Annotated in this window: 6 protein-coding genes and 2 pseudogenes; 2 read left to right on the forward strand and 6 right to left on the reverse strand. The window is 77.8% G+C overall.

Features of this window, described 5'->3' with window-relative positions; translation table 11 throughout:
* From IE321_RS39935 to IE321_RS39950, 4 genes and pseudogenes are all read right to left on the reverse strand, one after another.
* Positions 1-315 (reverse strand): annotated as a pseudogene (locus tag IE321_RS39935) (hypothetical protein); the annotation flags it as partial.
* Positions 316-505: 190 nt separating this feature from the next.
* Positions 506-1,405, reverse strand: coding sequence for a universal stress protein (locus IE321_RS39940; RefSeq protein WP_190226550.1), 900 nt, complete (start codon positions 1,403-1,405; stop codon positions 506-508).
* Between the two features lie 198 nt (positions 1,406-1,603).
* Positions 1,604-2,872, reverse strand: coding sequence for an acyl-CoA dehydrogenase family protein (locus IE321_RS39945; RefSeq protein WP_190226551.1), 1,269 nt, complete (start codon positions 2,870-2,872; stop codon positions 1,604-1,606).
* Between the two features lie 457 nt (positions 2,873-3,329).
* Positions 3,330-3,785, reverse strand: coding sequence for an RrF2 family transcriptional regulator (locus IE321_RS39950; protein ID WP_043231664.1), 456 nt, complete (start codon positions 3,783-3,785; stop codon positions 3,330-3,332).
* Positions 3,786-4,416: 631 nt separating this feature from the next.
* Between IE321_RS39950 and IE321_RS39955 the strand changes: the two genes are divergently transcribed.
* Entirely contained in the window at positions 4,417-5,298 is an 882-nt protein-coding gene (locus IE321_RS39955) for a glutathione S-transferase C-terminal domain-containing protein (protein ID WP_190226552.1), read from the forward strand.
* A gap of 11 nt (positions 5,299-5,309) precedes the next feature.
* Here IE321_RS39955 and IE321_RS39960 read toward each other — a convergent pair whose 3' ends face one another.
* Entirely contained in the window at positions 5,310-6,347 is a 1,038-nt protein-coding gene (locus IE321_RS39960; protein ID WP_190226553.1) for an NAD-dependent epimerase/dehydratase family protein, read from the reverse strand.
* 142 nt (positions 6,348-6,489) lie between these two features.
* On the opposite strand from IE321_RS39960, the gene IE321_RS39965 reads away from it, so the two are divergent.
* Positions 6,490-6,699, forward strand: a complete 210-nt coding sequence (locus tag IE321_RS39965) for a DUF5133 domain-containing protein (protein WP_051842890.1) — start codon at positions 6,490-6,492, stop codon at positions 6,697-6,699.
* Here IE321_RS39965 and IE321_RS39970 read toward each other — a convergent pair.
* A pseudogene (locus tag IE321_RS39970) lies at positions 6,656-7,090 on the reverse strand (MFS transporter); the annotation flags it as partial. The gene IE321_RS39965 and the pseudogene IE321_RS39970 sit on opposite strands and share 44 nt — an antisense overlap.

Raw genomic sequence — 7,090 nt, forward strand, 5'->3', positions numbered from 1 at the left:
CCGGTCCTCCCGGGCCCCGGCCCGGGCCGGGGGCGGGGCGGGGGCCGGGGTGGGGTGGGACGGGGGCGGGGCCTGGCGGGCGGGGGGCTCGGCCGCGCGCGGGGCGGGAGCGGTGGCGGCGGCCGCCGCGTACAGGCCGAGGAGGATGGCGAGGACGGCGGTGCGGGTGCCCGCGGCGAGGAGCGCCGCGCCGAAGCCCGGCCGGGGGAGCTCGCGGCGGCCGACCGGGCCGCCGCGGCGGGCGTCGCCGGACGGGGGGTCGCCGGGGCGGGGGTGTTCGTGGGGGTCGGGACCGGTGGGATCGTCGTACCGCATGGGGCTCCGCTCTCTCGCCTGCGCCGCCGTCCGGTCCGGCGGCTCGGGCGAGCCGCCGGGGCGACGGGGTCAAGGCTTTCCGCGCACCGCCGCCCCGACACCCCCTGTCAACCCGGAGGGTCAACTCCGCGGGTCGACCCGCCCTGCCGGCTTGACGCGGCGGCCCGACGGGTGCATGCGGTTCCCCGGCTCAGCCCTGCGGGATCACCGCCACCGGGCACGGCGCCAGGTGGAGCGCCGCGTGCGCCACCGAGCCGATCCGCTGCCCCAGCGCGCCGCGCTTGGCGCGGCGGCCCACCACGAGGAGCTGCGCGGCGCCGGAGGTGGTGAGCAGCACCTGCCCGGCGCTGCCCAGCTCGACGTGCTCGGTCACCGGCACGTGCGGGTACCGCTCGCGCCAGGGGGCGAGGGCCTCGCGCAGGGCCTTCTCCTCGAACGGCAGGAGTCCGCCGGCGTCGTCGGCGAGCCGCATCGAGGCCGGGCTGAACGCGTAGAGCGAGGGGAGGCTCCAGGCGCGCACGGCGCGGATGGCGGCGCCCCGGGCGTGCGCCGTCTCGAAGGCGAACCGCAGCATCGCCTCGCTGTCCTCCGGGGTGCCCTGCTGGCCCACCAGGATCTCGCCCGTGGGCGGTTCGGCGGCCCGGTCGTCATGGGAGCGGACCGCGACGACCGGCCGGCTCGCGGCGGCGATGAGCTGCATGCCGTACGAGCCGAGCAGGAAGCCGGCCACCGCGCCGTGCCCGCGCGAGCCGATGACCAGCATCCCGGCCCCGTGCTGCGCGTCGAGCAGCGCCGGGACCGGCGTGTCCTTCAGCACCTCGGCGGTGACCGCCACCCCCGGGTGACGTTCCGCGATCCGCGCCTCCGCAGCCCGCACCACCTCCTCGGCGGCCCGCTCCTGCGCGCCCTGGTCCTGGACGAGCGGCAGGTCGAGCGGCTCCCAGCGCCACGCGTGCACGAGCCGCAGCGGCACCTCGCGGTGCTCCGCCTCGCGCGCGGCCCACTCCGCCGCGGCGAGGCTCTCCGGCGACCCGTCCACCCCGGCCACGATCTCCGTCCCGACCCGGAACTCCTCGGCCTCGCGACTCATCCGACGTCCTCCCAGACACCATCCGGGGGTCCGGCCCGGACGCCGGTCCCTCCTCGCCTCCCAGCTTGGGCCCTTGGGCCGCCGGGGGAGAGGGACGGAGGGCCCGACATGCCGGACCGTTCGTCCCGGCCGGGGACGGGGACCCGTCGTTCGGACGCGTCCCGGGACCGTCGCGCGGCGGCGGCCCGTGACGCGCGGTCAGGCGCTGCGGGCCAGCCGGGTGTGGGTGTTGTTGAGGTAGTGGTCGCCGATGTCGCGGAGCCGGTGCGAGGGGCGGGTACGGGCGGTGAGGGCGCGGGCGTTGCGCCAGAAGCGGTCGAAGCCGGGACCGCCGCCTCCGGCGCCCGGTGCGGCGGGCGGGGCGCCCTCGACGAGTTCCAGGATCCGGGTGGTCAGCTGGACCGCGGCCCGGCCGGTGACGGTCTCGGCGGCGGCGACCAGGACGGCGAGGTCGGCGCGGTCCTCGAAGCCGAGGGTCCAGCCGGTGCGCAGACCGCGGGTCAGGGCGTCGGTGGCGCGCTCGGCGACGGCGGCGGCGGTGTGCGCGGCGGTCGCCAGTTCGCCGTAGGAGAGCAGCAGGTACGGGTCGTCCGGCAGGCCGTGAGCCGGGGCGGGCGCCGGCTCCGGGGGCGCGGCGCGGTTGACGTCCCGGGCCTCGGCGAGCGCGCCCTCCGCGATGCCGAGCGCCACGTGCACCAGCAGCAGGCGGAGCACCAGCGGGGCCAGCGCGGTGAACGGGGCCACCGTGTGCTCGTCGGCGGGCAGGGTGCCCAGCACCCGGGCCCGGGGCACGGGCACGTGGTCGAAGACGACCGTGCCGGCGCCGGTCAGCCGCTGTCCGACCCGGTCCGTCGCGGCCTCGGCGAAGACCCCCGGGTGGGCCGGGTCCACCAGCGCGACGAGCAGGTCGCCGGTGCCCGCGGCGCGGGCGGCGACCACGAGGCGGTCGGCGACGGTCACGGCGGAGTCAAAGGCGCGCCGGCCGTCGAGCAGCCAGCCGCCCCGGTCGGCGCGGGTGAGCGTGAGGCCGGGACCCGTGCCGGTGCCGGGCGGCGGGGGTTCGGTCGCCCCGGCGAGCAGCCAGCCCTCGGCCGCCGTGCGGGCGTCGAGGCGGGGGAAGGTCTCGGCGGACCGGCCGCCCGAGGGGCCGGCGAGGAAGCGGCTGGTCCACGACAGGGCGTAGTGGTGGGCGAGGAGTTCGCCGACCGAGCTGTCGGCGGCGGACAGCTCCCGCACGGCGGAACACGCGGTGCGCAGGTCGGCGCCGTGCCCGCCGCCGCCGAGCGCGGGGTCGGCGGCGGTGAGGAAGGCGGGCAGGCCCGCCTCCTGGAGCCGCTCGACCTCGTCACAGGGGCTCTTGCCGGCCCGGTCACGGACGTGCGCGTCGACGGCCAGGTCGTCGGCGAGTTCCCGGACGACCCGCCGCCAGAGCGTGTCGTCCCTGGGCGTCTTCTGCTGCGTGCTCATCCCACCCCACCTGTCCTCCCGTAATCCCACTGAATCACTAGGGATAGTGGCAGAGGGTGGCCGGAGCCCCCAAGGGGCGTCCGACATGTGGATGGTGATGTTTCGGCCGACGAGATCGCGTCAGATCGGCGCAGGTGGGGGAGGGTTGGGGTTCCCCAGGTGGCGGGGGCGGGGCGCGCGGACGGGCGTCGGCGCACGCCTCCGGACGTCCGTCGGCGGGTGGAGCGGGGATGTGGCGCGCGGGGGCGGTCCACGCGCAGGGGTGTCCGCCGGAGAGCGGGCGGGGCCGTGCCGTCAGGGGGCGGTCCAGGCTCCGGGTGTCCGCCGGAGAGTGGAGGGAGTCGTGCCGGCAGGGGTGGTTCCAGGCTCGGAGTGTCCGCCGGAGAGCGGAGGCGGCCGTGCCGTCAGCGGTCGGTCCAGGCTCCTGATGCCCGCCGGAGAGTGGAGGCGGCCGCCGTCAGGGGTTGGTCCAGGCCTCCGGGTCGTCGGCCCGGGCCGCGATGCCCTTCGGCAGGTCCGCCGCCGCCACCTCCGCCAGCGAGACGCCCAGCACCTCGCGGACGCTGGCCCGCAGCGCGATCCACAGCGGCAGCAGCGACTCGGCGGGCCCGGTGTACGCGAGGTCCGGCGGGCGCTCGCCGCGCACCGAGACCAGCGGGCCGTCCACGCAGCGGATCACGTCCGCGACCGAGATCGTCTCCGCCGGCCGCGCGAGCCAGTAGCCGCCCCGCCCGCCGCGCTGGCTCTCCACCAGTCCGCCCTTGCGCATGTCGCCCAGGATCCCCTCCAGGAACTTGTGCGAGATGCCCTGCCCCTCGGCGATCGCCTCGGCCTTCAGGGGCCCCGCGTCCACGGCGGCCGCGAGCTGGAGGGCGGCCCGCACGGCGTAGTCGGCCCTGGCTGAAATGCGCATGCGGCGCATTATTCCGTACGACTCCGAGGGGCGTCGGACGCCGGTCCGCGGGCCCTCCCGGCGCGGGCACGGGGCGCGGCGGGGTGCCGTACCCGCGGCCGGGCACCGGATCGGCGGCCCGGGGCGAAACGGCCGCCGGCCGTCCTGTCCGCGCCCTTGACGGCGTCTCCCGGCCGCCCGACACTCGGGTGAGGGAATCCGAGCGGACGGGTAGGGAACCATGCGAAACGGCGACGGGCTCGACGGGTACCAGGCCCGCCCCCTGCCGCGCTCCCTGCCCCTCACCTCGCGCCGCCACATCGACCTGCTGCGGGTGTGCAGCGCGGCCTGACGGCGCCCCCACGGCGTGCCCCGGCGCGGTCCGGCCGTTCCCCCGACCGTTGCGGTCCGCCCGTCTCGACGCACCTTCCGTCCGCCTTCTCGTGATCCGACCGGCCGGGTCCGCCCGGTCCTCCGTCCGGCCCGTCCGCCCGCCGGCCCGGTCGTCCGTCACGGCCGCCGCGCCCCGCTCCGCCGGGCGGCGGCCGCCTCGCCCCCGTCTTCCCGTCACTCCGCTGCCGCCGCACGGGCGTTCCCGCACGCCGGGGGAGCCGCCCGCCCGGACCCAGCACCGAGCCACCCTGGGAGCACCATGTCCGTCGTCGTCCCCGCCTCGCTGCTGCCCGCCTCCGCCGCGCCCGCCTTCCGGGGCCGGATCGGCCGCGACGCCGCCAGCGGGCACTACGCCGTGCCGCACCGCTATCGCCTCCACGTCGCCCCGGCCGACCCCGACTGTCTGAGCATCGCCGTCACCCACGGACTGCTCGGCCTCGACGCCGCGCTGCCGCTGCGGCTCCTGCCCGAGGTGCCCGACGCCCCGGACGGTTCGTACACCGCGCTCCGCCCGCTCTACGAGGCCAGCGCCCACCTCTACACCGGCGCCGCCGCCGCACCGGTCCTCGGCGACGTCTGGACCGGACGGATCGTCAGCACCCACGTCCCCGACATCCTCCGCGACCTCGCCCTCCGCTTCCGGGGCGACGGGCCGGACCTCCTGCCGGAGGAGCACCGCGAGGAGATCGACACCCTCGCCGCGCTCTGCGCCGACGGCGTCCACCGGGCCGCGCAGCGCGCCGGGGAACTCGGCCTCGACCCGGCGGCCGACGCCCGGCGGGAGGCGGCGGAGGCGCTCGGCACGCTCTTCGCGGCGCTCGGCGGCCTCGACGCGCGGCTCGCCGGCCGACCGTACGTCCTCGGGGACGCGCCGACCCTCGCCGACGTGCACGTGTGGGGCGCCCTGGTCCAGCTGGACACCGTCCACCGCTGGCACCTGGACGCCGCCGCCCTGGAGCGCGTCGCCTCCCACCGCGCCCTGTGGGCCTACGCCCAACGGCTCGCCGCGCAAACGGCGTTCGCCCGCCACCTCGACGTGGAGGCGGTCCTGCGCCGCCACCGCGCGCACTGCCGGGGCCGGGAGGCGGCCGGCGCCGCCATCCGGATCGTCGACTGGGGCGCGGCCGGCACCGGCCGCTGACCGGCCCCGGCTCAGGCGGCGCGGCGCCCGGCCAGGGGCGCCGTGTCGTCGCCCGCCCCGGCGCGGACCCCGCGCAGGAACGCCTCCAGGGCCTCCACCGAGGTGGCCTCCGGCCGCCAGTCCAGCTCCTCGCGGGCCCGGTCGGTGGACATCACCGGCAGGTGGCGCAGGAGGTCGAAGAGGCCGGGGGAGGCGGGCGCGAGGCGGAGGTGCCAGGCTGCCGCGAGGGCGCCCCGGACGGCGCCCGCCGGGACCTTCACCGGCCGCGCGCCGAACATCTCGCCGAGCAGCGACGCGTCCACCACCGGCTCGGCCGCCAGGTTGAACGCGCCCCGCACGTCCCGCAGCACCGCCCGGACGTAGGCGTCGGCGGCGTCGTCGGTGTGCAGGACCTGGAAGCGCAGGCCCTCGGGCTCCGGCAGCACGGGCAGCAGGTCGGGCCGGACGAGCTGGCCCGGCAGGAACCGTCCGGCGAAGATCCGGCGCTGCTCGCTCGCCGCCTCCTCCTTGAACAGGAACGCAGGCCGCATCCGTACCACCCGGGTCTGCGGATGGTCGCGCTCGAAGGTGTCCAGAACCCGCTCCAGATACGCCTTCTCCCGGCTGTAGGTCGCGCCCGGCCAGCCGTGCGTCGGCCACGCCTCGGAGACGGGCACCCCGCCCTGGGGGCCGGGGGAGTAGGCCCCCACCGAGGAGGCGAACACGAGCGCGGGCACATGGGCCGCCGCGACCGCCTCGCAGACCCGCAGGGCGCCCAGCACGTTGGTCTGCCAGGTGGTCACGGGGTCGTGCGTCGGGTTGAAGCGCCAGGCGAGGTGCACGACCGCGTCGGCCTCGGACACGTACTGCGCGAGCCGGGGTTCGTCGCGGTCCAGGGACAGGTCGACGGTGGCCCAGTCGACCCCAGGCAGGTCGAGTCCGGGTCTGCGGCGGGCCAGGCCGAGCACCGACTCGACCCCCGGGTCGCGGACCAGGGCCCGCACCACGCTGGTGCCCACGTTCCCGGTCGCACCGGTGACGACCACCCGCTGTCCTGTGCGCGCGTTCATGTCTTCGACCCTCCGCCCTTCGGGCGGCCCCCGCACCTCGACACGGCCCGCCGTCACCGAAAGTGACCGTGCGGGTCGCGCGCGTGGCCGGTCGCGAGCACCATGGAGCGACGCACGAGACGGGGCCGTTACGGAGGAACCCATGCTGCTGCCCGACCGGAACACCGTCGAACGGCTCCTCCGGCACTACCGCACCCAGGAACAGAGCGTTCTCGACGGCCCCTGCGACCTCTCGGTCCGCCGCCGCTTCGAGGACACCGCCTACACCCTGTGCGTCCTCATGGGAGTCCGCTCGACCCCGGAGGCCCTCATCGCCGCCGAGCGGTACGTCGCGACCCGGGCGTCCCTGTGACGGACGGCCGGGACCGCCGGGCCGCGTAGGGGAGGGCGGAGGCGGCGCACACCGTCGCCGCGAGGAACAGCGCCGCCGGGAGGGAACGGCTCGCCACCGCCCCCGCGACGGCCGCGCCCACCGCGAAGCCGGTGATCTTCAGGCCGGCGCCCGTGGTGAAGACCCGGCCCCGCAGCCGCGGCGGCGTCTCCGCGTGCCGGACGGCGAACAGCGCGGTGAGCTGCGGGCCCTCCGCGGCCCCCGCCACGGCGAAGGCCACCACCGTCGCGGCCGGCCCGCCCGTCCCGGCCACCGCCCAGGCGCCCGCCTGCACCAGGGCCCCGAACCCCAGCACCCGCCCCGGCGGCACCGCGCGGCCGAGCCTGGCGTGCAGCGCGGTCGCGGCGAGGGC

The sequence above is a fragment of the Streptomyces hydrogenans genome, assembly GCF_014656075.1.
Classification (GTDB): Bacteria; Actinomycetota; Actinomycetes; order Streptomycetales; family Streptomycetaceae; genus Streptomyces; species Streptomyces hydrogenans.